At 64.8% G+C, this 25,526-nt stretch carries 21 protein-coding genes; 8 read left to right on the top strand and 13 right to left on the bottom strand.

The features are described from left to right. Positions 1–30 precede the first annotated feature (30 nt). The 11 genes from otsB to A9K66_RS24820 form a co-directional block, all read right to left on the bottom strand. Positions 31–813 (bottom strand): trehalose-phosphatase, encoded by a 783-nt coding sequence (gene otsB, locus A9K66_RS24870; RefSeq protein WP_067328829.1) that lies wholly within the window; start codon positions 811–813, stop codon positions 31–33. After that, complete coding sequence (locus A9K66_RS24865; RefSeq protein WP_067328827.1) at positions 810–2,603, bottom strand: trehalose-6-phosphate synthase; 1,794 nt, start codon at positions 2,601–2,603, stop codon at positions 810–812. The genes otsB and A9K66_RS24865 overlap by 4 nt, the downstream gene beginning before the upstream one ends. Positions 2,604–2,791: 188 nt before the next feature. Continuing rightward, positions 2,792–4,954, bottom strand: a complete 2,163-nt coding sequence (locus A9K66_RS24860; protein ID WP_067328824.1) for an amylo-alpha-1,6-glucosidase — start codon at positions 4,952–4,954, stop codon at positions 2,792–2,794. A gap of 40 nt (positions 4,955–4,994) precedes the next feature. Further along, positions 4,995–6,053, bottom strand: coding sequence for a glycosyltransferase family 4 protein (locus A9K66_RS24855; RefSeq protein ID WP_067328822.1), 1,059 nt, complete (start codon positions 6,051–6,053; stop codon positions 4,995–4,997). A 93-nt stretch (positions 6,054–6,146) separates the two neighbouring features. Next, a complete protein-coding gene (locus A9K66_RS24850) occupies positions 6,147–6,917 on the bottom strand; it encodes an L-iditol 2-dehydrogenase (RefSeq protein WP_067328820.1) in 771 nt (256 codons plus the stop codon). A gap of 39 nt (positions 6,918–6,956) precedes the next feature. Further along, on the bottom strand, positions 6,957–7,715 hold the full coding sequence (locus A9K66_RS24845; protein ID WP_067328818.1) for a glucose 1-dehydrogenase: 759 nt from the start codon (positions 7,713–7,715) through the stop codon (positions 6,957–6,959). 40 nt (positions 7,716–7,755) lie between these two features. Continuing rightward, positions 7,756–8,484: an SDR family oxidoreductase gene (locus A9K66_RS24840; protein WP_067328815.1), complete on the bottom strand. Its 729-nt coding sequence runs from the start codon at positions 8,482–8,484 to the stop codon at positions 7,756–7,758. 22 nt (positions 8,485–8,506) lie between these two features. Continuing rightward, positions 8,507–9,760, bottom strand: coding sequence for an ABC transporter permease (locus tag A9K66_RS24835; protein ID WP_066992162.1), 1,254 nt, complete (start codon positions 9,758–9,760; stop codon positions 8,507–8,509). Further along, positions 9,757–10,569: an ATP-binding cassette domain-containing protein gene (locus A9K66_RS24830; RefSeq protein WP_066992159.1), complete on the bottom strand. Its 813-nt coding sequence runs from the start codon at positions 10,567–10,569 to the stop codon at positions 9,757–9,759. Before A9K66_RS24830 ends, A9K66_RS24835 begins: the two co-directional genes overlap by 4 nt. Before the next feature lie 229 nt (positions 10,570–10,798). Beyond that, positions 10,799–11,866, bottom strand: coding sequence for a sugar ABC transporter substrate-binding protein (locus A9K66_RS24825; RefSeq protein ID WP_066992156.1), 1,068 nt, complete (start codon positions 11,864–11,866; stop codon positions 10,799–10,801). Positions 11,867–12,091: 225 nt separating this feature from the next. Beyond that, positions 12,092–12,976: an AraC family transcriptional regulator gene (locus A9K66_RS24820; RefSeq protein WP_066992353.1), complete on the bottom strand. Its 885-nt coding sequence runs from the start codon at positions 12,974–12,976 to the stop codon at positions 12,092–12,094. 274 nt (positions 12,977–13,250) lie between these two features. Here A9K66_RS24820 and A9K66_RS24815 point away from each other — a divergent pair, with 274 nt between their 5' ends. The 7 genes from A9K66_RS24815 to A9K66_RS24785 all read left to right on the top strand — a co-directional run bounded on the left by A9K66_RS24815 (position 13,251) and on the right by A9K66_RS24785 (position 22,513). Further along, positions 13,251–13,853 (top strand): ANTAR domain-containing response regulator, encoded by a 603-nt coding sequence (locus tag A9K66_RS24815; protein ID WP_066992153.1) that lies wholly within the window; start codon positions 13,251–13,253, stop codon positions 13,851–13,853. A gap of 2 nt (positions 13,854–13,855) precedes the next feature. Further along, positions 13,856–15,082 (top strand): CmpA/NrtA family ABC transporter substrate-binding protein, encoded by a 1,227-nt coding sequence (locus A9K66_RS24810; RefSeq protein WP_067328813.1) that lies wholly within the window; start codon positions 13,856–13,858, stop codon positions 15,080–15,082. A 358-nt stretch (positions 15,083–15,440) separates the two neighbouring features. Continuing rightward, positions 15,441–15,620 carry a hypothetical protein gene (locus A9K66_RS24805; RefSeq protein ID WP_067329136.1) on the top strand — a complete coding sequence of 60 codons (180 nt, stop codon included), beginning with the start codon at positions 15,441–15,443 and terminating at the stop codon, positions 15,618–15,620. A gap of 62 nt (positions 15,621–15,682) precedes the next feature. Then, positions 15,683–16,984, top strand: a complete 1,302-nt coding sequence (locus A9K66_RS24800; RefSeq protein ID WP_067328812.1) for a nitrate/nitrite transporter — start codon at positions 15,683–15,685, stop codon at positions 16,982–16,984. Positions 16,985–17,001: 17 nt separating this feature from the next. After that, the gene (gene nirB / locus A9K66_RS24795) at positions 17,002–19,452 is read left to right on the top strand and encodes a nitrite reductase large subunit NirB (RefSeq protein ID WP_067328810.1); all 2,451 of its coding nucleotides are present in this window, start codon (positions 17,002–17,004) and stop codon (positions 19,450–19,452) included. Positions 19,453–19,510: 58 nt separating this feature from the next. Then, positions 19,511–19,840, top strand: coding sequence for a nitrite reductase small subunit NirD (gene nirD, locus A9K66_RS24790; RefSeq protein WP_066992140.1), 330 nt, complete (start codon positions 19,511–19,513; stop codon positions 19,838–19,840). Positions 19,841–19,843: 3 nt separating this feature from the next. Continuing rightward, positions 19,844–22,513, top strand: coding sequence for a nitrate reductase (locus A9K66_RS24785; protein ID WP_067328808.1), 2,670 nt, complete (start codon positions 19,844–19,846; stop codon positions 22,511–22,513). 16 nt (positions 22,514–22,529) lie between these two features. On the opposite strand, the gene A9K66_RS24780 is transcribed toward A9K66_RS24785, so the two are convergent. Together A9K66_RS24780 and A9K66_RS24775 are read right to left on the bottom strand one after the other, a co-directional pair. Continuing rightward, positions 22,530–23,747 (bottom strand): FAD-dependent oxidoreductase, encoded by a 1,218-nt coding sequence (locus A9K66_RS24780; protein WP_067328805.1) that lies wholly within the window; start codon positions 23,745–23,747, stop codon positions 22,530–22,532. 15 nt (positions 23,748–23,762) lie between these two features. After that, the gene (locus tag A9K66_RS24775; RefSeq protein ID WP_067328803.1) at positions 23,763–24,527 is read right to left on the bottom strand and encodes an aldolase/citrate lyase family protein; all 765 of its coding nucleotides are present in this window, start codon (positions 24,525–24,527) and stop codon (positions 23,763–23,765) included. A 105-nt stretch (positions 24,528–24,632) separates the two neighbouring features. Between A9K66_RS24775 and A9K66_RS24770 the strand changes: the two genes are divergently transcribed. After that, positions 24,633–25,523, top strand: a complete 891-nt coding sequence (locus A9K66_RS24770; protein WP_067328800.1) for a 2-hydroxy-3-oxopropionate reductase — start codon at positions 24,633–24,635, stop codon at positions 25,521–25,523. Positions 25,524–25,526: the final 3 nt, after the last annotated feature.

Genomic DNA, 25,526 nt, shown 5'->3' with positions numbered 1-25,526 from the left:
AGGACCGCGACGCACTTTTCCCGAGATTGATCAGGCAACCAGATCGCTGCGGTCCGTCTGTTCGAAGCCGTCATTGAAATTCGCCGCGAGCCAGGCGATCGCGCTGGCGACATCGGCGATGGCGAAACGCGCCGCGGTCTCGCCCTGCGGTCTCACGCGGATCGAGATCCCGCCCGCGGCATTGACGGTCTCAAAACCGTTTTCGTCGGACGTGTCGTCGCCGAGGAATACCGGTCGCCGTCCGGTGAAAGGTTCAAGCTGCATGAAGCGCCGGATCGCGGCGCCCTTGGCCGCCTCTAGCGGCATCAGTTCGACACCGGCATTGCCGGCAATTACGCGGTAGCCTTTCGGCAGCCGGGCAAGTGCTGTCTCGACCAGTTCCGTCGCGCGGGCCAGCAATTGCGGCGCTGCCCGCGTGTGGATGGCGAGCACCGGCCCCTTGCGCTCGACATAGACGGCCTTGCTTGCCAGCTCCAGCTCGATTTCGTCGGCAAGTGCGGCCATATCCGCCGGCTCGTCGGCGGCCTCGATTTGTCCGTCCGGTGTCAGCCTGTGCTCCAGCCCGTAGAGGCCGGCGATTCGCAGCTTCAAAGGCTCGAACAGCCGGTCGACGGCCGCGATAGAGCGGCCGGTGATGAAAGCCAGCGCTCCATCCAGCCGGCGCTCGACCGCTTGCAGCAGCGAACGCAACTCCGCGCTGACCGCGACGCTATCTGGATGGGCGGCGTGCTCGAGCAAGGTGCCATCGATATCGAGGAAGAGCGCCCACCGGCCTTCGGGAAGCGGTGGTGTCAAATCTGCTTGGATGTTCATCGGAATCCGACTGCCTGTTTGCGTTCGAAGATAGAGACGACATTGTCGCCGTTGGTGTTTGCCGAGCGGTCGGACAAGGCCGTGACGCGGTCGAGCTCGCCGCGCTTCCTCAATCGCGCCGCGTCGAGCAGCATGCTGCCGGCCCAGCGATAGACATTGTTGTCGCGTACGATCTCGCGCATGCGGCGCATGCGCTCGCGCTGCTCGTCGGGCCCCATGACCAGCGCCTGCCGCATGGCTTCGCTCATCATCGCCGCGTCGTAAGGATTGACGATCAGCGCCTCGAGCAGTTCGCGCGAGGCGCCGGCAAACGTGCTGAGCAGGAGCACGCCCTCTTCGTCGTCGCGCGCGGCAACGAACTCCTTGGCCACGAGGTTCATGCCGTCATGCAGGCTGGTGACGAGGCAGATGTCGGCCGCGCGGTAGATCTTGTAGACGTCCTTCTGCGAGTGATGCTCGGCCACGAGTACGACCGGACGATAGCTGCCGTTGCCGTAGCGCTCGTTGAGTCCCTCGGCGAGCCGCTGGCATTCCTCATGCAGGTGCTTGTAGGCCGGCAATGTGCCCCGGCTCGGTGCGGCGACCTGCAGGAACACCGCCTTGCCGATCATTTCAGGGTAGCGGATGAACAGTTCCTCCAGCGCATGGAAGCGGTCGAGAATGCCCTTGGTGTAGTCGAGGCGCTCGACACCGACGCACAGCTTGGCGTCGGCTGGAATCCCGAACCGCTCGCGGATTTGCGCGCGGCATTCCTCGACCGGCGGCAGGCTCTTCAGGAGCTGCACAGGCCATTCGATAGAGATCGGGTAGGCGTGGACCAAAGTCGTCTGGCCGCCATAGGACACCGCGGCATCCGCCCGTTCGATCCGGCTCTCCATGAAGCGGTCGACGCTCTCGGTGAAGTTGTTGGCATGGAACTGGGTGTGGAAGCCGATGATCGAGCTGCCCAGCAGCCCATCCAGGATGCGCTCGCGCCACGGACAGATGCTGAACACTTCCGAGTTCGGCCACGGGATGTGCCAGAAGGTGATGACGATGGCCTCGGGCAGCCGCTCGCGGATCATGCGCGGCAGCAGCGCGAAATGATAATCCTGGACCAGCACGATCGGCCTCTCGTTGCGGGCCTCGGCAACCACCGTTTCGGCGAATTTGCGATTGACGGCCTCGTAGGCCGCCCAGTCCGACTCGCGGAAGATCGGTCGGGTAAAGGCTATATGGCAGAGCGGCCAAAGCCCTTCATTGGCGAAGCCGAGATAATAGCCCTGATATTCCTCATCGGTCAGCCAGACCCGGCGCAGGGCATAAGATGGATTTTCGGGCGGCACCTGTACCCGGTCGTGGCGGTCGACGACCTGACGATCCGCGCTGCCGCCGCCATAGGCGATCCAGGTGCCGGCGCAGGCGCGCGTGATCGGCTCCAGTGCCGAGACCAGTCCGCTCGCCGGCACGACGAGCTCGACATCGCCGTTCTCGTCCTCATTGTGGATGTAGGGCTCGCGGTTGGAGACGACGATGACCTGTGCGTCCGGCAGATCCTCGGCAAGGATCTTGCGCAGCGTCTCCGGTGACCAGGTGACGAGGGCGGCGTCGACCGACTGCCCGTTCTTCTCGAATTCGCGCAACACCTTGCGTGCGGCTTCCGATGCGACGTCCTCGCCCGCACCGGGCGTGTTCACAGCCGTTGCATGCTGGTGACGGTGCCTGGTTATTGAGACGAAGATCGCGAGAGCGCTGAGTCCGAGACTAGCTAGGATAAGGACCCACAAGAGGTCGACGCCATACTGTGCCATTGATGCCAGGTTGCCTCCGGCTGTCCGCTATTTTGTTTTCGTTCTTGCCGGCTGCGGAGAGGTGTGCCGGTTCCGGTTTGCAAACGCATAGGGCGCTCGTCGGTTCCGACATTTTTCGACTGCCGGATGCATTTGCGGAACTCCGCTCTCGTAACGGTTTTCCGTCCGGAATTGCGCAATCGACCCGTCTAAGTCCGCACAATCAGCGGCACCAGGCCCTCATGCCGATCGGCGAGGAAGGCAACGACGCGGTCCCCGACACGCTGGAAGGTGAGGTCGATAGTCTTATTGCCGACGGACAGATGCCGGAGCGTGAGCGTGTCGATACCGATAGGCATCCGTGGGCGGGTGACGCGCAACTCGCCTTTCCAACCGTCGATTTCCAGACCGAGGCAGGCCTGCATCAGCATGAAGGTGGAGCCTGCCGACCAGGCCTGCGGCAGACAGGCGACAGGATAGGCGATCGGCGCCTCGCCTGGCGCCCGGGTGAAGCCGCAGAACAATTCCGGCAGCCGCATGTTGAAGTGCACGGCCGACTCGAACGTGCCGCTCATCAGCCGCACGACACTTTCGCGCTCTCCATAGCGCGAGAGGCCGACACCGCAGAGCGCCGTGTCGTGCGGCCAGATCGAGCCGTTATGGTAGGACATTGGGTTGAAGAAGATCGCGTCGTCCGCAAGCGTCCTCAGTCCCCAGCCGGAATGGAAGGAAGCCGACAGCAATTGATCGGCGACAATCTTGGCGCGCTCCGGCTGCGGCAGCCCGGCATAAAGCAGATGCCCCGCATTTGACGTTCGCACCTTGCAGGGCTGGCCTTCGCCGTCGATCGCGATGGCGTAGAAGTTCAGATCCTCGATCCAGAAGTCACGCTCGACGGCGATCCGCATTTCCTCGGCGCGGTTCTCCCAATGTTCGGCATCGGCAAACTCGCCGCGGCGGCGTGCGAGCGCGGCAAGGCCGCGATAAGCGGCAAAGACATAGCCTTGCACTTCGACCAGCGCGATCGGTCCCTTGGGCATGCGGCCGTCGGCATGGAAGACCGAGTCGACGCTGTCTTTCCAGCCCTGGTTGGCGAGGCCGGACTCCGCTGCGCGTTGGTAGGTGACGAAACCCGTTGCCCGGCTTGCCTCTTCCGTCCACTCGGCCGCCGCCTTGAGCGATGGCCAGAGCGTGTCGATGAAGGCCATGTCGCCGGTGCGGTCGGCATAGGCGCAGGCGAGATGAATGTAGAGCGGGGTCGTGTCGACGCCGCCATAATAGCGGCCGAAGGGAAGTTCGCGCAGCGCCGCCATTTCGCCCTTGCGCGTCTCGTGCATGATCTTGCCTGGCTGGGAATCGATGAAGGGCGACGTCTCCGTCGCCTGATGTTCGGCAAGGAACGCCAGCACGCCGCGCGCGAGACCCGGATTGAGCCACAGCATCTGCAAGCCGGAGATCACGCCGTCGCGGCCGAAGGCCGTGGAGAACCACGGGATGCCGGCATAAGGATAAGGCCCGGTAGGAAGCTCGGTGGTAAGCAACGCGACATCCGCGCGGGCGCGTTCGACCCAATCGTTGAAGACGCGACCGGAGCTGTGGACCGTGGCGCCATGCCGACGCTTGGCGCGCATGGCAAAACGCGCGCGTGCGGCAGCGGCCCGGAACCGGTCGCGATTCGGCGTTTCGGCAACTTCCGGGCCCACCTCGACATAAAGCACCTTGCTGCTGCGCTTGGTCACCGCGATCAGGAAGTCGGCTCGATTGTCGCTCAGTTGGTCGGGAGCTTGCGAGAAGGAGATTGCCGACTGGCGCGGCAGGCCGTCGAGACCGTCATAGCCGAGCATAACGGACGCCTTGTCGGTCTTCGCCAGATGGACCGTTCCACGTTTCGGCCGTGTCGAGCCGCGCACCTCGAACATGTCGCGAAAGTCGGCGGCGAAATGCAAGGAGATGGCGATGGTCGAATGCTCGCGGCTGTAGTTGGAAAGCGTGATGCGATCGAATAGCCTGTCCTGCCAGATCAGCCTGACGCGCTCGATATGGATCGCGCCTTGCGGAATGTCGCGGCCGGCGGCGCTCTGTATCGGCAAGTTGGTGAGGTTGCTGGTGAAGAGAACATTGTCCTGGCTGAGCGAGGCGCCGAGCAGCGACATCGGCCTGCCGCCGATCGTCAGGCGGAACTCGGAAAGAACGCGCGTGTCGTCGCGAAAGAAACCGTCGCCGGCGCCCCTGATGTCACCATAGGCGTCGGTGACCGCGAAACAATCGCCCTGTTTGAGCGCGAACAGCCGGTGCGGCTCCCGCGGCGCCGTTTCGTCGAGCGAGGCAAGGGCTACGGCGGGATCGAGCTTGCGCTCGTCGAGCTGCGTCATTCGTCACCTCTTCGCTTGCCCCGCCCCAAGAGAATGCCGATCAGGAGGCTCTCGCCTCCTGGATGCCGATCAGGCGCATATAGGCGGCAAGATAGTCGCGCGCCATCCTGGTGGCTGAAAACCGCTTTTCGAAGACCACTCTCACCTGCCGTCGGTCCAGTCCGAGCAGGACCGGCATCGCAGCGACCGCATCATCGACAGAGTCCACGACAAAGCCGGTCACGCCCTGGTCGATGAGCTCCGGCAGGGCGCCGCAGTTCCAGGCGATTACCGGCGTGCCGCAAGCCATCGCCTCGATCGGCGCCAGGCCGAACGGCTCCGGCCAGTCTATGGGAAACAGCAGGCCCGCGGCATTGCCGAGAAACTCGGCCTTCTCGTGTTCCGCGATCTCGCCGACATAGTCGACCCGGTCGCCGTCGACGAGCGCCTCGATCTCGTCGTGAAAATAGGCGCGATCGTCATCGCCGATCTTGGCCGCCAGCTTAAGCTTCAAACCGGAACTTCGCGCGATCTCGATCGCTCGATCCGGGCGCTTGTCGCGAGACAGCCGGCCCAGGAAAGCCAAATAGGGTTCCTCGGCCGAGGGATTGTAGGTGGGCTGATACGCATCGACCGGAATGCCGTGATGGATCGTCGCCAGCCAGTTGGCGTCGGGCAATCCGCGCTTCTGGCTGTGCGAGATGGAGATCATCGGAAAGCGCGGGAAGCGCTTGTAGGCCGGCGCCAGGTCGACATAGTCGAGCCGGCCATGCGGGGTCGTCACCGTTCGCCCCGCCATGTGTTCGAAGAATGGAAAATGCACGAAATGGCTGAGATGGAAGTGGATGACGTCGAACTCGTCCGCCCGCTCGCGCACCTGGCAAAGCATCGCCATATGCGCCGCAATCTCGGACTTTTTCGGCCGCGGATCAAGACGGATCGCCTGGTCGCGACCGGGCACCAGCCGCGCCGAGGTCTCACTGTCGCCGCTGGCGAACAGGGTCACTTCGTGCCCGACTTCCACCAGCGCTTCGGTGAGATAGGACACGATCCGCTCGGTGCCGCCATATAGTTTCGGCGGCACGGATTCGTAGAGCGGCGCGACATGAGCGATGCGCATGGTTCCCTCAAACGGTTGATGGGAACCAAAATGCGTCAGCCGCCAGATCGTTCCTGCCCGATTGTCGCAGGCGGGGCCTCGAGCTTCGGCCAATCAACTCATCCAGTTGCCGCCGTCCACATTGAGCGTCTGCGCCACGACGTAGTCGGCCTCGCTCGATGCCAGGAAGACGGCCGCACCCCGGTAATCGTCGGGATCGCCCATGCGTCCGGCCGACACCGCCAGCCCGACCTGCCGCTTCTTCTCGCCGATCGGCAGGTTCTCGTAGCGCGCGAACAGCGCGTCGACCTGGTCCCACATCGGCGTGTCGACCACACCCGGCGCGATGCCGTTGACGTTGATGCCGTGCTTGATCAGCGCAAGGCCGGCCGACTGCGTGATGCTGATTACGGCGGCCTTGGTGGCGCAGTAGACGGCGACCAGCGCCTCGCCGCGCCGACCCGCCTGCGAGGCCATGTTGATGATCTTCCCCTTGCGCCCCTGGGCGACCATACGCTTGGCCACCGCCTGCAGCGTGAACAACAGCCCTTTCACATTGACCGAGAATTGCAGGTCGAAGCTTTTCTCCGAAATCTCGAGAAGCGGCCCCATGTCGAAGACGGCGGCATTGTTGACCAGGATGTCGATCCCGCCATGCGTCCTCGTCACCGAAGCGACCATCGCCTCGATCGAGGCGTGGTCGCGCACGTCGAGTTGCAGAGCGGTAGCTTTGCCTTCGAGCTCGCGCGCAAGTGCTTCCGCCTTGTCTAGTGCCATATCGGCGATGACGACATGGGCGCCTTCGGCGGCGAAACCGCGCACGATGGCTGCGCCGATCCCTTGCGCGCCGCCGGTGACGACGGCGACCTTGTCCTTGAGTTTCATGGCAATTCTCCTGTCTCAGCGCCCTGGCTCAGCGCCATCTCAGCGTGTGGTATAGCCGCCGTCGATGACCAGCACCTCGCCGGTCACGTAGCTCGAGGCGGGAGAGCACAGGAAAAGTGCGGCCGCCGCAACTTCTTCCGGCTGGCCGACGCGGCCCATCGGCGTCATGCCGCGCCAGATCGGGAACCATTCCGGATTCTCGATGCCGCCGCGCGAAAGGTCCGTTTCGATATAGCCGGGCGCGACGGCGTTGACGCGGATGTTATCGGCCGCCACCTCGCTGGCGAGGCTCTTGGTCATCATGTGCACCGCCGCCTTGGAACTGTTGTAGGCGACCTGGTTCTGGGGAATGTTGGAGACGATGCCGGAAATCGAGCCGACATTGAGGATCGCGCCGCCTCCCTGGCGCCGCATCGGCGCCAGCGCCGCCCTGCAGCAGCGAAAGACGGCATCGACATTGATCACCATCGTCTGCCGCCAGATGTCCTCCGGATAGTCGCCGCTGTCGCCATGGATGGCGATGCCGGCGCTATTGACCAGGATGTCGAGGCGGCCGGCCTTGGCGAGCGTGTCGGCGACCAGCCTGTCCGGCGCTTTCTCGTCCAGCATCTCGGCGGCGTGAAAGTCGAAGGCGAGGCCCGCGAGTTCCTGCCGCGCATCATCCTTCATCGTCCGGCCCGCAACGACGACGCGTGCGCCGGCTTCGCCGAGCGCCTTCGCGATGGCGAGGCCGATGCCGCGCGTGCCGCCGGTCACCAGCGCGACCTTGTCGTCCAGTCGGAAGCGGTCGAGGATCATGGCGGCGGTTCCGTTCTGCGAAGGCCGGTCGGCAAGCCGCTCAGATGTCCACGCTCTGCGGCAGGATGACGAGGTCGCGAATGGTGATGTTGCGCGGTCGCGTCAGCATGAACAGCACGGCGTCCGCCACTTCCTTCGCCTCCATCAGGCTGCCGGCGGCGAGCGCTTCTTCCATCTTGGCCTTTGGCCAGTCGCTGAGCAGCGCCGTCACCACCGGACCGGGAGCGACTGCACCGACGCGAATGCCGTGCTTCAGCACCTGGCGCCGGACCGTATGGACGAATGCCTGCACGGCGAATTTCGAGGCGGTGTAGATCGGCTCCCAGACCACGGGAACGAAGCCGGCCACCGAACTGGTGACGATGATATCGCCGCTCTTCCGCTCGATCATATGCGGCAGCACGGCGTGCACCGTGCGGAACACGGCGTTGACGTTGAGGTTGAGCATCCTATCCCACTGGTCGGGATCGCCCGACGCTACCTCCCCGCCGACATAGGCGCCGGCATTGGCATGGAAGATGTCGAGCTGGCCCGCCTTTTCGAGGATCTCGGGCATCATGCGGTTGACGCTCGCCGGATCGAGCAGGTCGGTGACGACGGCATAAGCATTGTCGCCGAGCTCCGCGACAAGTTTCTGAAGCCGGTCCTCGGCCCGGTCGACAAGGACGACCTTCGCGCCGGCTGCGAGCATGGTGCGGGCGCATTCCAACCCGATGCCCGAGGCAGCGCCAGTGATTGCGGCAACCTTGCCGGAAAGACTTTCAGACATTGCGATCCTCTTCGATAGGCCGTCAGGCGCGGCCGTGTGAGACACGCGAGCGGCGGGCGAGAGAATCGACGATGACCGCGATCGCCAGCACGCAGCCGGTGATCATGTACCGGAGCGAGGATGACAGATCGAGCAGCGTCAGGCCGCTTGCGATGGATTGGATGACGATGATGCCAAGCAGCGCCGAATAGGCGCTGCCGCGGCCGCCGAACAGGCTGGTGCCGCCGATGACGGCCGCCGCGATGGCGTTGAGATTGACGTCGCCGGTGCCGGCCTGCTGGCTGGCGGTTGCCAGGCGTGCTGCCGAGAGCAGGCCGCCCGTCGCCGCCAGCGTGGCGCAGAGCGCGAAGGCGCTGGCGTAGATCAGCCGGACATTGATGCCGGCGCGACGCGCCGCTTCGCGGTTGCCGCCGACAGCGGTCATCGAGCGGCCCCATTGGGTGCGCTTCAGCGCATAGTTCATCGCCACGACCAGGCCGACGAACAACGCGAACATCCAGGGCACGCCGCGCGACAGGTTGAGGTAGTAAGCCACCAGTTCGAGCGCGACCGTGATCGCGACCGCCTGGAGCAGCAGCCCGCCCAGCGAACGCGATGACAGGCCGGCGGCCTGGCGGCGTTGCGCCTTGCGATAGCCGAGAGCCAGGGCAAGCACGCCGGGCACGACGGCCAAAGTGTGCGACACCCAGTGTGGCATCACCAGAAGCTGGCCGAAATTCACCAGCGGCGAATCGTAAGGCAGGTTGATCGAGCCCGTCGGGCCGAGGATGTAGAGCTGCAATCCCAGGAAGGCGAGCAGGCCCGAAAGCGTCGAGACGAAGCTTGGCATGCCGAGCCTGTTGAGCAGCAGCGCGTAGACGCAGCCGGTCACGAACCCGACCGCCATCGCCGCCAGCATGGCAAGCGCGACCGGCCAGCCCCACTGCACCCACAGCACGCCGAGCAGCGCGGAGGCCAGGCCGCTGACGGACCCGACGGACAGGTCGATCTCGCCCACCATTAGCACGCAGACGATGCCGAGCGAGATGATGCCGACCGTCGAGCAGTCGAACAAAAGATTGACCAGATTGTTCGGCGACAGGAATACCGGGTTGAGCGTCTGGAAGATCGTGCAGATCAAAACCAGCCCGACCACCACGGGCAGCGAGCCGAGATCGCCGGAGCGGACGCGGTCGAGGAAGCCCCTGATGGCGCCCTTGGCGCCGCTGCGATCCTTCAGCCGTTCGTCGCTGCGATCGAGCAGCGCGCCGGGATTGCGGTCGGACGCCGTGGTCATGGCTGTTCTCCTTGCGCCTTCTCGGCCGTGCGCCTACCGCGCCGCGAGACCGCATTGTCGTCGGCGCCGGTGATCGCGGTGACCAGCTCCTGATTGGAGGCGCCGGGCAGGAAGATGCCGTTGTTGCGGCCGAGCCTCAGCACCACGATGCGGTCGGCCACGGCGCGCACGTCCTCCATGTTGTGGCTGATCATGACGACGCCCAGCCCGCGATCCCGCACACGCTCAATGAGATTCAGCACTTCAGCGGTCTGCGCGACGCCGAGTGCGGCGGTGGGCTCGTCGAGGAGGATCACGCGCGGCTCCATCAGCAGCGAGCGGGCGATCGCCACCGTCTGCCGCTGCCCGCCCGACAGCGATGCCACCGGCTCGCGCACGCTGGGAATCCGCGCCGAGAGCTCGTTGAGCAGTGTCCAGGCGCGGACCTCCATCGAGACCTCGTCGAGGCGAAGCGGATGAAGCTCGCGACCGAGAAAGATGTTGGCCACGACGTCGAGGTTTTCGCAGAGCGCGAGATCCTGGAAGACGGTGGCGATGCCGAGCTTCAGCGCCGCGGCGGGATTGGCAAGCGTCACCGGCTGGCCATCGAAGGTGATCGAGCCCGAGCTCGGCATGTGCGCGCCGGCCAGGATTTTCACCAGCGTCGACTTGCCGGCGCCGTTGTCGCCGACCAGGGCGACGATTTCCCCGGCATTGATGTCGAGATCGACGTCGGTGAGAGCCGACACCGCGCCGAAATTCTTCGAGATGCCGCGCAGGCTAAGCACCGGCGGACGGCTCGTCGTGGGCGGTGCGTCGGGTATTGCCATTGCGTGTCTCTCTTCCCGCGTTTTGGTCGATATGCCCGGCCGCCAGGAGGGAGCGGCCGGACACACCCGGCTCTCAGCCCTGACGGGCCAGCCGAGCATATCGCAGCGACGCGGCTGCGCCGCATCGCTGTTGGAGACGATACGGCTCCGCCGCCTCGCTCCTCGAAGACGATGCACCCTTGGGCCGCATCGCTTCTGGCAGACGATGCGGCTTCAGCCGCATCGCTCCTTATTGAATGCCGAGCTTCTTGCAGCCTTCGGCGTAGCGGTCGGTGCAGAGCTGGGCTGCGGTCTGGATCTTCTTGTCGATGATTTCGGCTTTCAAATTCTCCTGCGTCACCACCGCCGGCACGAAGAGTTGCGAGGGCGTATCGTACAGCGTTGTCTCGGCTTTCGGAGTCTCGCCCTTGAGAAGCTGCACAGCAACGTTTGCCGCCGCCGCGGCGACGATTTCGCTCGGCTTGGAGATAGTGTTGTACTGGTCGCCGGCAATGATGAGCTGCAAGGCGGCGATCGTCGCGTCGTTGCCCGTCACCGGCGGCACCGGATCGACGCCGGCTGCCTTGAAGGCGGCAATGGCGCCGCCGCCCGTGCCGTCGTTGGCGGCGACCACGCCGACGATCTTGTTGCCGAAGCGCGAGATCTGTCCCGCCGCCCATTGCTGGGCATTCGAAGGCGCCCAGTTCGGCGTGTCAAACTCGGCGAGCGTCTTGTAGCTGCCGGTCTTGAGACCCTCATGGATGCCGTCCTTGATCAGGCCCGCCGCGGCGTCGGTCGGCGAGCCGTTGATCTGCAGCACGCCGACATCGCCGTCGCTCGACACGCCCTTGGCCTTGAGATGCTCGACCAGCGAGGCGGCGATCGCCTTGCCGATGGCCTTGTTGTCGAACGATACATAGAAATCGGCCTTGGCCGTGGGGATCGGACGGTCATAGGCGATCACCTTGACGCCCTGAGCCTGCGCATTGTGCACCAGCGAGGCCGCCGCCGCGGAATCGACCGGGTCGAGCACGACAACCTTCGCGCCCTGGGTGATGACGGAGTTGAACTGCTGCTGTTGCTTGGTGACGTCGGCGTCGGCATTGAGATAGAGCACCTTGCAGCTGTCGCAAAGCTTCTTCATTTCAGCGACGAAGCCCGGATGATCATGCTCTTCGTAACGCGTCGAGCCCTGGTCGGGCATCAGGAACGCGACCGTGGAGCCGGCGATATCCTGCGCATTGGCAAAAGTCGCCCCAAGAGCGAGGCTCGAGACGGCCATCGCGGCTGCTGTCAATCTGGACACGTATCTGGACATAAGGTCTTCTCCAATTCCCATTGTGTGATCTAAACGGACTTCGACATCGAGCCGCGGATGCTGCTCGCGCACCCGATTGGAAGTCCAGTGAACTCGTGCAGCAGCCTCACGGCTTCCTCCCGCTGGCAACACGAGGAAATACTCGTCCATCGCTGGTTCGCTTGCGCGACCCACCGCTTCGTCCTGGTTCTTGTCTAAGGCTTGTTTCTCCTCCCGAACTCCTTTCTATGCGGCGCGCGCGGCCGCGAAATTATCCGCAACCAATCTCCTGAACTGCGAAGGCGGCATGCCCTTCTCGGCCAGGAATTGGCGATTGAAGTTCGACAGATTGTTGAAGCCGACCTCGAAGCAGATGTCCGAGATCTGAGCCTCTTCGTCGCTCATCAGGATCTGGCAAGCGAGGTTGATGCGCAGCCGCTTGATGTACTGCAGCAGCGACATGCCGGTATGCTTGCGAAACGAGCGCGAGAAGGCGCTCGGCGTCTGTCCCGCGATTGCCGCCAGATCGCCTTCGTTGAATTGCTGGGTCAGGTTCTCGCGGATATAGGCGAGCGCCTGGTTCATGCCCGCAGACATGTATCCGGACGGGTCCGGCAGATAGTTCTCGCTGGCGAGCACGCGCGGCGTAGTTTCGCGGCTCAGCGCCTCCATGATCGACATGAACAGGCTGATCCGGTGAACGCCGTAAGCATGAGTGATCTCCGCCAGCAACGGCATGACCGCCCTGCTCACACTGGCGCTGAACAGGACGCCGCGCCGCGCGAGCTCGAGCAGTGGCGAGACCGCGCCAAGCTCGGGAAAAGTGGCGATCGCGCCGCCGATGAATTCCTCGCTGAACTGGACCAGCCTGCAGCGCAGCGGAACTGACTGACCTTCCGGAACCTCGCTGATCCAGTTGTGCGGCAGGTTGGGACCGGTGAGAACGAGGTTGCCGACCTCGAACTCGCCGATGAAGTCGCCGACGAAATAGCGGCCCTTGGTCGCCACGATCTGGTGCAGTTCGTACTCCGGATGAAAATGCCAGCGCACCGTATGGTAGGGATAGCCATGCCACCTCACCGCGAACGACTCGCCAGGCCTTATCTGTATGACTTCCAGATCGGGTCCCATCGATTCCTCCCGCAGGCTGTCGCCAGCCTTCGAACCGCGGCCGTTTGTTCCGGCTCATCTAGGGTCAGGATAGCGGCGGCCAAGGATGTCCGCCACCTCGCCACGCCGCGCCGACTGATACGTTTTTGACCTTTTTGGCCCAGCGAAAAACCTGCCTTCGAAAATTAGAAGCTTCGAATATCGGCGACTGGCCGGCGGCGTTTGGGCGTGGGAAAGTCGCCGCGGACCACGCTACCGCATTGCACAATTCCGGCCGGGCTGCACAATAGGGCGCATGTCCGCTGGTTCGTTGACCATCCTTGTTATCGACGAGAACCGCATCCGCGCCTCGATCATTGAGGCCGGATTGCGGGACGCCGGCCATCGCCATGTCACCGTTGTTCATGACGTGGCCGGCATTGCCAAGCGCATCGCCGAGATCGAGCCGGATGTCATCGTCATCGATCTCGAAAACCCCAACCGCGACATGCTGGAGAACATGTTCCAGCTTTCGCGAGCAGTGAAACGGCCGATCGCTATGTTCGTCGACCGCTCCGACCGGGCCTCGATCGAGGCGGCGGTCGAAGCCGGCGTGTCCGCCTATGTGGTCGACGGGCTGAAGAAGGAGCGCATCAAGCCGATTCTTGACATGACGATCAGCCGCTTCAACGCCTTCTCGCGCATGGCGCGCGAACTGGAGGAGGCGCGCAGCGAGCTCGAGAACCGCAAGGTCGTCGATCGCGCCAAAGGCATATTGATGAAATCGCGCGGCTTGAGCGAGGAGGCCGCCTACGCGCTTCTGCGCAAGACCGCCATGAACCAGAACCGCAAGATCGCCGACATCGCCCAGAGCCTGGTGACGGCGGCGGGATTGCTGGGACCGCTGGAGGGCGAATAAGCATGACTGCCGCGCACCAGATCACCGCCGGCTTCATGCCGCTCTTCGACAGCGCCGTCCTTGTAGCAGCCGGCGAGATGGGCTTTGCCACCCGCGAAGGCATCGAGCTCAAGCTGCATCGCGAGACCTCGTGGGCCAACATCCGAGACCGCATCGCCATCGGCCATTTCGACGTGGCACATATGCTGGGGCCGATGCCGCTCGCCTGCAGCCTCGGCCTCACGCCGCTTGCCTCGGAGACCATAGTGCCCTTCTCGCTCGGGCTTGGCGGCAACTGCGTCACCGTCTCCAGTGCGGTGTGGCAAGGCATGTCGGCGCACGGGGCCGCGCCCGATCTCGATCCGGCGCGCGCCGGGACGGCGCTTGGCGCTCTGATCCGCGAGCGGGCGGCCGCCGGCCGCGAGCCTTTGCGTTTCGCCGTCGTCCATCCGCATTCCGGGCATAATTACGAGCTGCGCTACTGGCTCGCCGCCTGCAGCATCGATCCCGACCGCGATGTCGAGATCGTCATCGTGCCGCCGCCCTTCATGGCCGATGCGCTCTCCGCCGGCCGCATCGACGGCTATTGCGTCGGAGAGCCCTGGAACAGTGCCGCCGTCGCCGCCGGCACCGGCCGCATCGTCACCGTCAAGGCGCTGCTGTGGCGCAACAGCCCGGAAAAGGTGATCGGCGCGCGCAGAAGCTGGGCCGAGGAAAACCCCGACGCGCTGGCGGCGCTGCTGAGAGCGCTGCATCACTCCGCGCGCTGGTGCCAGGATCCGGTGAACCGCGACGCGCTGGCCGCGCTGATGGCCAAGCCTGCGTTCCTCGGGCAGCCGGAGGCGATCCAGATGCCGGCACTCACCGGGCGACTTCAGCTCGGCGGCGGCCCGGATCGCAGCGTTGAGGCTTTCTTCCTGCCCTTCGACAAGGCGGCGAACTTTCCCTGGAAGAGCCATGCGCTCTGGTTCTACACGCAGATGGTGCGCTGGGGACAATTGCCGCATACACCGCAAAACCTAGCGATCGCCCGCGACTGCTACCGGCCCGATCTCTACCGCTCGGCGCTGAAGCCGCTCGGCGTGGCCCTGCCCGGCGCCAACGCCAAAGTGGAAGGCGCGCTGAAGACCGCGACGCCGGTCGGCTCGGCCGGGGCGAGCCTTGTGCTCGGCCCGGACGGGTTCTTCGACGGCCAGATCTTCGATCCCGATCGGATCGATGCCTACATCGCGGCCCAGAATCGCGACTGATCATTTGCGCGCCATTCTTGTGCATTGCACAAAATTTGTGCGCCCTGCCCGCTCCGTTGATCAACGTTTGACCGTGTCTCGGCTCGGCCGGGCCGGCGCCTGAAGCGCCTACCGCTTTGATTCTCCTGGAAATCCGTCTTCCACGCAAAACTGGCACGCTTCGTGCTTTAAGATAATCGCGCCCCTCGCGGGCAATAGAACAGGCGTCCAATGGCGGGCGCCACAGGCAAAGCTGCCGCTCAGGTCGACGCGCGATCCCGGATGTACGGACGCGACAGGCCTGGTCGGCAGCTTTTTTGTTTTGGACCGAAACGCAATCGACGGCGCCGATCCCAGGCGGCGCCGAACGGAGACGACGATGACGAAACGGATCGGAACTGGCGCTTCCCTGAAGGACTTCACCCGCCGCGATTTCCTGGCGAGCAGCATCCTGACGGCGGTGCTGTTCGCCGCCGCGCTCCTGTTGTTCCCAACCAATCACAACAGAGAGGCCAAGGGTCCGCAAGTGACCGCGCAGATCCCAGCCTCGGCGCGCTGACCGATGCCGAGCCTCTGATCAACACAACACGCGGTGCCTCCACGCCGCAAACGGAGCCGACCATGACCGCAAACCTCCAAGCCGCGCCCAGCCAGGACAGTAGCTCCCGGCAGGCGCTCCTCATCTCCACTATCGCCTTCACCGTCTGCTTCGCGGTGTGGACGATCTTCTCCATCATCGGCGTGCGTATAAAGCAGGAGCTCGGCTTGAACGAGACCGAGTTCGGACTGCTGGTCGGCACGCCGATCCTCACCGGCTCGCTCGTGCGCATGGTGCTCGGCGTCTGGACCGACCGCTACGGCGGCAGGCTGGTTTACACCATGACCATGCTCGCGGCGGCGGTCGCGACCTTCCTGCTCGCCTTTGCACACACCTATGAGCAGATGCTGGTCGCGGCGCTCGGCGTCGGGCTTGCCGGCGGCTCCTTCGCGGTCGGCGTCGCCTATGTCTCGCGCTTCTTCCCCGCGCGCAAACAAGGCACGGCTCTCGGCATCTTCGGCGTTGGCAATGTCGGCGCCGCGGTCACCAAGTTCTTGGCGCCGCTCGTGCTGATTGCCTGGGGCTGGCAGTCGGTCGCGCTGATCTGGGCCGCGGCGCTGGTTGTCATGGCCGGCGTGTTCTGGTTCATGACCAGCGACGATCCGGTCATCCGCGAGCGCCGTGCCGGTAAGGCAGTAACGGCGAGAAGCTTCTGGCAGGAATTCGCGCCGCTGATGAACCTTCAGGTCTGGCGCTTCGCCTTCTACTACTTTTTTTCCTTCGGTGCGTTCGTGGCGCTGTCGCTCTGGCTGCCGCGCTATCTGATTGGCGTCTATGGCCTTGGCATCGCCACCGCCGGCATGATCGGCGCCGCCTATTCAATCCCCGCAAGCATTTTCCGCGCTTATGGCGGCGTGCTTTCCGACCGCATCGGCGCCCGTACCGTGCTCTATTGGACCTTCGTCGTATCTGCCGTCGCGACCCTCGTTCTGTCTCTCCCCTCGGCAGATTACGTCGTGCGCGGCATCAGCGGGCCGATCCCGTTCCATGTCGAGATCGGCCCGCTCGCCTTCATCGCCGTCGCCTGCGTGCTCGGCTTCTTCATGAGCCTCGGCAAGGCCGCCGTCTACAAGCACATCCCCGTCTACTACCCGCAGAGCGTCGGCGCGGTCGGCGGGGTGGTGGGCATGATCGGCGGCCTCGGCGGCTTCATCCTGCCGATCGCCTTCGGCGCGCTGAACGACCTCACCGGCGTCTGGTCGAGCTGCTTCATGCTGCTCTTCGTCATCGTGGTCTCGTGCCTTCTCTGGATGCACGCCACCATCCGCCGGATGGAGCGCGCGGCCGCCGTAAAGCCCGCGCCCCTCACCTACGCCGCCGAATAGATCGGAGCTGACCGGACATGAGCGAGAAACTCGTCATCATCGGCAACGGCATGGCCCCCGGCAGGATGCTCGAGCACCTGCTGGAAGCCGCACCCGACCGCTACGCCGTCACCATCTTCAACGCCGAGCCGCGCGTGAATTACGACCGCATCATGCTGTCGCCGGTGCTTTCGGGCGAGAAGGAGTTCGACGAAATCGTCATCCATGGCGACGGCTGGTACATCAAGCACGGCATCACCCTCTACAAGGGCCACAGGATCGTCGCCATCGACCGCGACGCGAGGACCGTCACCTCGGACCACGGCGTGACCGAAGGCTACGACAGGCTGATCATCGCCACCGGCTCGGTGCCGTTCATCATCCCGGTGCCGGGCAAGGACTTGCCGGGCGTGCTCAGCTACCGCGATCTCGACGACGTCAACGCCATGCTGCTTGCCGCGCAGTCGCGCGCCAAGGCGATCGTCATCGGCGGCGGCTTGCTCGGCCTTGAAGCGGCGGCCGGGCTTAAAGAGCGCGGCATGGACGTGACCGTCCTGCACGTCATGCCGACACTGATGGAGCGCCAGCTCGATCCGGCTGCCGGCTATCTGCTGCAGAAGGCCGTCGAGGCGCGCGGCATCAAGGTCATGACCAAGGCCAACACCAAGGCCATTGTCGGCAATGGCAAAGTCGAGGGCGTCGAACTCATGGACGGCACGATCATTCCGGCGACGCTGGTCGTGATGGCGGTCGGCATCCGCCCGAATATCGCGCTGGCCAAGGACGCAGGGCTGGAAGTCAATCGCGGCATCGTCGTCGACGACCGCATGCAGACATCCGATCCGGCGATCATGGCGCTCGGCGAATGCGCCGAGGTCGGCGGCCATGTCTACGGGTTGGTCGCGCCCCTCTACGAGATGGCCCGCGTCGCGGCAGCCGGGCTGGCGAACGGCGAGGACAGGCTCTTCGTCCATTCCGACACGCCGACCAAGCTCAAGGTCACCGGCATCGACCTTTATTCGCTCGGCGACTTTGCCGACGGCGACGACCGCGAGGAGATCATCCTGCGCGACGCATCGGCCGGCATCTACAAGCGGGTCGTGCTGCAGGACAACCGCATCATCGGCACGGTGCTGTTCGGCGAGACCGCCGACGGCGCCTGGTTCAACGATTTGAAGAAGAAGGCGACCGACATCTCGGAGATGCGCGACACGCTGATCTTCGGCCAGGCATTCCAGGGAGGCGCTTCCTCGGACCCTTTGGCGGCCGTTGCGGCACTGGCGGATGATGCGGAAATCTGCGGCTGCAACGGCGTCTGCAAGGGAAAGATCACCGGCGCGATCACCGGCAAAGGGCTGACCGGGCTCGACGACGTGCGCGCCCACACCAAGGCCTCGGCTTCGTGCGGCTCGTGCACGGGTCTCGTCGAACAACTCCTGAAACTCACGCTGGGCGAGGCCTACAATCCGGCGGCCGTGCAGCCCATGTGCGGCTGCACGAGCCTCGGTCATGACGACGTGCGGCGCCTGATCAAGGCGAAGGGGTTAAAAACGATACCGGCCATCATGCAGGAGCTCGAATGGAAGACCTCCTGCGGCTGCGCGAAGTGCCGGCCCGCGCTCAACTACTATCTGGTCTGCGATTGGCCGGACCAATATGCCGACGACTATCAGTCGCGCTTCATCAACGAGCGTGTGCACGCCAACATCCAGAAGGACGGCACCTATTCGGTCGTGCCGCGCATGTGGGGCGGCGTCACCAGCGCCGGTGAATTGCGCGCCATCGCCGACGTGGTCGATAAGTTCGACATTCCGACCGTGAAGGTGACCGGCGGCCAGCGCATCGACATGCTTGGCATCCGCAAGGAGGACCTGCCTGCGGTATGGGCCGATCTCGGCAAGGCTGGCTTCGTCTCAGGTCATGCCTATGCCAAGGGCCTGCGCACGGTCAAAACCTGCGTCGGCTCCGACTGGTGCCGCTTCGGCACGCAGGATTCGACGGGGCTGGGCATCCGCATCGAGAAGTTCATGTGGGGCTCCTGGACCCCAGCCAAGGTGAAGATGGCAGTCTCGGGATGCCCGCGCAATTGCGCGGAAGCGACCTGCAAGGATGTCGGCGTGGTCTGCGTCGACTCTGGCTACGAGATCCACTTCGCTGGCGCCGCCGGCCTCGACATCAAGGGGACCGAAGTGCTCGGCCTGGTGAAGACCGAAGACGAAGCGCTGGAGGTGATCGTGGCGCTTGTCCAGATGTATCGCGAGCAGGCCCGCTACCTCGAGCGCATCTACAAATGGGCCAAGCGCGTCGGTACCGCCGAGATCAAAAAGCAGATCCTGGATGACGTGGAGAAGCGCCGCGCTTATTTCGAGCGCTTCGTCTTTTCGCAGAAATTCGCGCAGGTCGACCCGTGGTCCGAACGCGTCTCCGGCAAGGACAAGCACGAGTTCCGGCCGCTGGCCTCGGTCGGGTTCGCCGAGGCGGCCGAGTGATGGAGAAGTTCGCGCCATCCTGGACGCTCGCCTATCAAGCAAACACGGGAGTGTCCCAATGAACTGGATCGCAATCGGCTCCGTTTCCGACGTCCCTCGCCGCGGCGCGCGTTGCGTGGCCACCCCGCAAGGCAAGATCGCTGTTTTCCGCACCGCGGATGACAAGGTCTTCGCCATCGAAGACCATTGCCCGCACAAAGGCGGGCCGCTCAGCCAGGGCATCGTCCATGGCGCGGCGGTGACCTGCCCGCTGCACAATTGGGTGATCTCGCTGGAGACCGGCAAGGCGCTCGGCGCCGACGAAGGCTCGGTTAGGACGATCCCGGTCAGGATCGAAGGCGAACGGCTGTTCATTGCGCTCGAACCGTTGGCCTCGAAAGCGGCCTGAGCCATGGAAGAAGCACGCGAGGTGAGGACCACCTGCCCCTATTGTGGGGTGGGATGCGGCGTGGTGGCCGAGATCGCCGCGGGTGGCAAGGCAACCGTCCGCGGCGATCCCGAGCACCCGGCCAATTTCGGCCGCCTTTGCTCTAAGGGTGCCGCGCTTGCCGAGACGCTCGGCCTCGATGGCCGCTTGCTTCAGCCGGAAATCCAAGGCAGGCAGACGAGTTGGGACGAAGCGCTCGACCTCGTCGCCGCGAAATTCTCGGACGCGATTGCCGAGCATGGGCCGGACTCGGTCGCCTTCTATGTCTCCGGCCAGTTGCTTACCGAAGATTACTACCTCGCCAACAAGCTGATGAAAGGCTTCATCGGCTCGGGCAATATCGATACCAATTCGCGGCTGTGCATGGCGTCGTCGGTCGCCGGCCACCGCCGCGCTTTCGGCGAGGACATCGTCCCCGGTGTCTATGAGGATTTCGAGCACGCCGATCTGATCGTGCTCACCGGCTCCAACACCGCATGGTGCCACCCCGTGCTCTACCAGCGCATGCTCGCGGCGCAGCGCGAACGCGGAACCAGGATCGTCGTCATCGATCCGCGCCGCACCGCCACGGCCGACGAATGCGACCTGCACCTGGCGCTTGATCCGGGCACGGACGTGCTCTTGTTCAACGGCCTTCTGGCGCATCTCGTCCAGAGCGGAAAGATCGACGCGGATTTCATCCGCACCAGCACATCGGGCTTCGAAGCCGCTGCCGCGCTGGCCGGTGCCGATGCGCCGTCGATCGCGCGCGTCGCAAAAGGCTGCGGGCTGGTGGCCACGGATGTCCAGGCCCTTTATGAGATCTTCGCCGGCACCGAACGGACGGTCACCGTCTACAGCCAGGGCGTCAACCAGTCGGCACATGGAACCGACAAGGTCAACGCCATCCTCAACTGCCACCTCGCCACCGGCCGCATTGGCAAGCCAGGCATGGGGCCGTTCTCGGTCACGGGCCAGCCGAACGCCATGGGCGGCCGCGAGGTGGGGGGCCTCGCCAACCAACTTGCCGCGCACATGGACTTCGCGGATCAGGCCGCTGTCGAGCGGGTCTCCCGCTTCTGGAAGGCGCCCGGAATCGCGCGACGCGGCGGGCTGAAGGCCGTGGACATGTTCCAGGCGGTTGCCGACGGCCGCATCAAGGCGCTGTGGATCATGGGCACTAATCCCGCGGTGAGCATGCCGGACGCGTCGCGCGTGCGCGCCGCCCTGTCCAAATGCGATTTCGTCGCGGTTTCGGATGTGACCCGCACCGACACCACGCGCTATGCCGACGTGCTGCTGCCCGCCGCTGCCTGGGGCGAGAAGGACGGCACGGTCACAAATTCGGAACGGCGCCTCTCGCGTCAGCGGCCGTTCGTGCCGTCGCCGGGCGAAGTGAAAGCCGATTGGCGCATCATCTGCGAGGTCGCCGCGCGCATGGGCTTCGGCGATGCTTTTGCCTACCAGACGCCGGCCGAAATCTTCCGCGAGCATGCCGCGCTCTCGGCTTTCGAGAACAATGGGGGGCGCTTGTTCGATCTGGGCGGCCTGATGGACCTCAGCGATGCGGGCTATGCCGGCTTCGCGCCGCGCCACTGGCCGGCACCAGAATCGCGCGAGTACCAGACGAGATTGTTTGCGGACGGTCGTTTCCCGACACCGGACGGCCGTGCGCGTTTCGTGCCGGTGCGGCAGGAGGCGACGGCGTTCACAGTCGATGCGGACTATCCGCTTGCCCTGAACACGGGCCGGCTGCGCGACCAATGGCACACCATGACGCGTACCGGCACCGTGCCGCGCCTGATGGCCAACGCGCCCGAACCGGCGGTCGACCTCAATCCGGCGGATGCAGCCGCGCACCAGCTCAAGGATGGCGACCTTGCCCATTTGTCGACGCGCTTCGGCTTCGTGCGCGCGAGAGTACGAGTGGCCAACGCGCAGCGGCGCGGCCATGCCTTCATGCCCATGCATTGGAGCGGCCAGTTCGCGGCCAGGGCCGCCGCCGGCCTGCTGTCCTCGCCTGTTACCGACCCGCATTCCGGCCAGCCGGAACTGAAGCATGTCCCAGCCAGAATCGTGCGCGAAAACACTGGATGGGCCGGCGTGCTCATCACGCGGCGCAATCTCAGGCCGACGGGTTTCGTCCACTGGAGCCGCTACACGGTCGAAGGCGGCTGGGTCTACGAACTGACGGGGACCGAGCCGCCGGACCAGGGCATTCTTCTGGCGCGCAAGCTGCTCGGCGTCCAACGGCAGGATCAACTGCTCGAATACACCGACCGCCGCGGGCTCGCTTATCGCGCCGCTGCGATCGACGAAGGCGGCGCCATGGCTGAGGCCGTCCTCGTCGCCGCTCCAGACCAGTTGCCGACGCGGGACTGGCTGGTCTCGCTGCTGGCCACCCGCCAGCCGCTGTCGCCAGCCGATCGCCATGCGCTTCTTTCCGGGCGTTCACCAGCGCCGATGCCCGCCATCGGGCGGATCGTGTGCTCATGCTTCCACGTCGGCGCCAACCAGCTCGCTTCGGCGGTCGCTGCGGGCTGCGACAGTCTGGAGGCGATCGGCTCCACGCTGCGCGCCGGAACCAACTGCGGGTCGTGCCGCTCGGAGATAAGGGCGATCATCGACGCCCGGCACGTTCAGGCCGCCGAGTGAAATTCTCCGGAACAGCTCAGATCACCGCTTCTTCCAGGAACGGTTCGTTGCGCGGGATGCGCTCGTAACAGAACGGTGACAGGTCCAGCGTCTGGAAGGCGCCGTGAACGATCAGCTCCGACACCGCCCGCCCGACCGCCGGCGACTGCTGCAGGCCGTGCCCTGAGAAGCCGTTGGCGAACATGAAGTTCTTCACCTCCGGGTGAAAGCCGACGATGCCGTTGTGGTCGAGCATGTTGTATTCGTAGTGGCCGGTCCAACTGGTCTGGACCTTGAGCGCGTCGAAGGCCGGAATGCGGTGCCACAGCGCCGGCCAGATATAGTCGTCGAACTCCTCGAAATGCATTTCGAAATCGTCGTAATCGGCCGGCCCGTCGCCCTGCGGCGTGTTGCCGGTGAGGAACAGCTCGCCTTCCGGGCGCACGAAAGTGCCGGAAAGGTCGATGACGTTGGGCATTCGCCCAGGGATCGGGTTGGCGCTGGCGAAGACGAAGCTGTAGCGCTTGTACGGGGCTACCGGGATGGAAAGGCCGGCCATGGCAGCGACCTGCTGCGCTCGCGGGCCGGCGGCGTTGACCAGGGTTCCGCAAGCGACTGTCTCGCCGGTCGCCAGCCGAGCGGAGACAACCCGCCCATCGACGACATCCAGTCCGGTCACGGCATTGTCGATGTACTCGACCCCGCTGGCGCGGGCGGCGCGGCGGAAGCCGTTCAACATGCCCATGGAATCGAACCAGCCCTCTTCGCGCGCACCCCACGAACCGCCGCCGAGGTCGTCCACATTCAGCCAGGGGAAGCGTTCCTTCAGCGGACCCGGCTCAAGGAAGACGGTGTGGGCGCCGAGGCTGCGCTGCAGTTCGACACGCTCCTTGGCCGCCTCCACGCCTTCCGGCGAGCAGCAATAGAGATATCCGTGTTCCTTGAAGCCGAGATCGGGCGCCGGCTCGTTCATGTAGAAGGGCGCCATCCGCTCCTGGAAACCGCGGATGATCTCGATGCCGAATTGGCTGATCTTCACATTGATCGGATTGGAGTATTGCTGGCGAATGGCGCTGGTGGAGAGCGCCGTCGAGGAGAATTCGTAGCTGGAGTCGCGCTCGACGACGAGGATCGAGGCGCCGCTGCCCAACGCCTGGCTCAGCCAATAGGCCGTCGAAGAGCCGATGACCGCGCCGCCGACGATGACGATGTCGTAGGCGTAGCGCGAGGGTGCTTTGTAAGGGGGGATCGCCACGGCCGTCTCCCGGGTCTAGCGGTTGAAGGACGCAATCAGGGCGTCCGAGCCCCGCGCCAGCAGGCCGAGGTCGGAACCGACGGCAACCATGGTGAAGCCGTCGGCGAGATAACGGTCGGCGTCCGCCTTCACGGGAGCCAAAATCCCGCTCGCCTTGCCTGCCGCGGCCGCGGCCCTGCGCACGGACGCGATCGCTTCCTGCACCTGCGCTGCGCCGGGATTGCCCATCGCGCCCATATTCGTGGAAAGATCGCCGGGCCCGACAAACAGAACGTCCACGCCTTCCACCGCTGCGATCTCAGCCGCATTGGCGACGCCGGCCGCGTCCTCGATCTGCACGGCCAGCAGCTGCTGCTCGCGCGCTTTCGCATGATAACCGGCGATGCGGCCGAAGGCGTTGGCGCGGTGGCCGACCGAAAAGCCGCGGAAGCCGCCCGGAGCATAGGTCATCGCCGCGACGATTGCGCGCGCCTGGTCCGGCGTGCGCACATTCGGAATCATCAGGCTGCGAGCACCGACATCCAGGGCCTGCTTCATCAGGTTGGGATCGTCGGACGGCAGGCGCACCACTGCCTCGCACGGAAATGCCGCCGCGACCTGAAGCTGCGCCATGATGCTGCGCAGATCGTTGGGGCTGTGCTCGCCGTCGATCAGCAGCCAGCCCGCTCCGGAGCCAGCCACCACTTCTGTGGTCAGCGCTGAAGCCAGCGAGCACCAGATGCCGATATGAGGCCGGCCGGCCTTAACGGCCGCCTTCAGCGAATTGACGCGCTCTTGCATTTGCGATCGGTCTCCCAGTGGAAGGGGCATTGAAATTTGTATGATGTCCTATATCATACGCCTCCATCGAGCTGCAAGACGCTCTGGCGAGCACGGGAGTTGCGCATGAAAATCGGCTTCATCGGACTTGGCGTTATGGGCGCGCCTATGGCGCGGCATCTTGCCGATGCCGGGCACGAGATCGTCACAGTGCTCAATCGCTCTCCTCTGCCTGCCGATCTGAAAGCGTCGGTGCTGGCTTCCCCGGCGGAAGTGGCGCGGGTTTGCGAAATCATCATCACCATGCTGCCCGATACGCCCGACGTGGAGCGCGTCCTGCTCGGGCCGGGTGGCGTGCTCGAAGGGATTTCAGCCGGCAAGCTGGTCATCGACATGAGCTCGATCAGCCCGATCGCCACCGCGCAATTCGCGGCAAAGTTCAGGGAAGCGGGAGGCGGCTTCCTCGACGCACCCGTCTCCGGCGGCGAGGTCGGCGCAAAAGCGGCGAGTCTCACCATCATGGTCGGCGGGCCGGCTGCCGAATTCGAGCGCGCGCTGCCCATCTTCGAAAAGCTCGGCAAGAATATCACCCTGATCGGCGAGAAGAACGGCGCCGGCCAGACCTGCAAGATAGCCAACCAGATCATCGTCGCGCTCAACATAGAAGCCGTTGCCGAAGCGCTTGTTTTTGCCAGTAAAGCGGGCTGCGATCCGGCGAAGGTCCGAAGCGCGCTGATGGGCGGCTTCGCCTCGTCCCGCGTGCTCGAAGTGCATGGCGAGCGCATGATCGCCCGCACCTTCGCGCCGGGCTTCCGCATCCGCTTGCACCAGAAGGATCTCAACCTCGCGCTCGAAAGCGCCCGCGCGCTTGGAGCCGCCCTGCCGAGCACGGCGCTGGCGCAGCAACTGATGAATGCCTGTGCGGCCCGCCCGGGCGGCGCGGAAGCAGACCACTCGTCGCTCGTCCGGGCTCTCGAGGTCCTGAGCGATCATGAACTGTCAAACGGAAAGGAGTAACCG

It is taken from the genome of Mesorhizobium sp. AA23 (assembly GCF_001672435.1).
GTDB lineage: Bacteria > Pseudomonadota > Alphaproteobacteria > Rhizobiales > Rhizobiaceae > Mesorhizobium.
This window is presented reverse-complemented; position numbering and strand designations above follow the sequence as displayed.